Genomic DNA, 1,245 nt, shown 5'->3' with positions numbered 1-1,245 from the left:
TCAGAAAACAGTCAAGAGAGCCTATATGTATCTCTTGGTAAATGGCTGTAAGTGACTTAGAAAGACTGGGAGCAGAGTGAATATACTCTGACCTCAATATTTAGTCCTCAATAGATAATCACCACCTACACCGTCTCACCACCTACACCGTCTCACCACCTGCAAACACATATCAGCGAACTGATGCACGCCATCTTCATGAAACTCCAGCTTCAAACCACTCGACACGCCGTCACTTAAAACCAACGCAACACGGTTATTTTCGAGCAAATCTAACCGAATGCTGCGCGCATAAGGATATTTCTGAGCCTCGGAAACATGCTCAGAGTGACGTTCAACACTCGTCTCGCTGCTCTCTAAGTGCGCTTGACGGTATTCGTCGAGTGTTTTTTGTTCGACGGATTGTTCAGACCTAGCGTTTCCATCTCGATTCGTCGTTTCAGAAGTCTGAGTTTCTGACACCTTTTGGAGTATCTTCTCCGTTTCATAGTGCGCGGCCACTGCTGAGTTGAGAGATTGAATCAGCCGCAAGATCGTCCTGCGGCTTAACCACCAAGAAGGGTAACGCACTTCTTGGTGGCTGAGAAACAATACGCGATCTTCGACCGAGTCATAGGTCAATTGCAAAGCCATATCTGCTCCCTTAGGCGATGTTCACCAAGATGAAAGCGCATCAATGATCTAGCCAATACCGCCTAAATCAGACATGTCATCGTTACTGCCATTGTTATCATTCGCGTTGTCGAAGCTTGAACTGTCATCCATTACATCAACACCTGCATTAGTGTTGTCGGCATTCGTCCAATCACCTCCACCCTGATCATCGCTACCAGCATTAACATTAGCGCCATCTGCAGAGCTACCTTGCGCTGCATAAGCATCATCCACTTCGACACTAATGATTTCACTCGCACCGTCGACAGTTTGGTCTAAGGCGTCATAACCTATGACATTGATCGACACATCGCCTTCGAAACCATCACCCAATGAAACTTGTATCGGTTGACTCAAATCGCCACTGATCACGTAGTTACCATCATTATCTTCAAGGCCATTGCTGATGGTTGCGCCATCCGGAAGATCACTCGCAATCACATGATCCACGCTATCATCCTCACTAATTGAACTTGGCATCGCAATGTTCAAACTACCACCAGGAGAAACCGTATAATCTGCTGCCTCACCGTCGACTTGGCCATCCTCAGCAGGCGACACATTTGCGCTAATTGATGCTTGGATTGTTTC

Annotated in this window: 2 protein-coding genes; both read right to left on the bottom strand. The window is 46.9% G+C overall.

From position 1 onward, the window contains the following. Positions 1-135 precede the first annotated feature (135 nt). Positions 136-633 carry a hypothetical protein gene (locus A3762_RS24950; RefSeq protein ID WP_068480190.1) on the bottom strand — a complete coding sequence of 166 codons (498 nt, stop codon included), beginning with the start codon at positions 631-633 and terminating at the stop codon, positions 136-138. A 48-nt stretch (positions 634-681) separates the two neighbouring features. Beyond that, positions 682-1,245, bottom strand: a 564-nt coding sequence (locus A3762_RS28070) for a hypothetical protein (protein WP_197469569.1), incomplete at its 5' end; no start/stop codon positions are given.

It is taken from the genome of Oleiphilus sp. HI0125, assembly GCF_001635355.1.
The sequence above is the reverse complement of the archived record's forward strand: the minus strand, read 5'-3'. Positions and strand labels throughout refer to the sequence as shown.

Bases quoted from the DNA above. Each gene is read 5' to 3' on its own strand.
- A3762_RS24950 (WP_068480190.1), bottom strand. From the start codon at position 633: ATGGCTTTGCAATTGACCTATGACTCGGTCGAAGATCGCGTATTGTTT.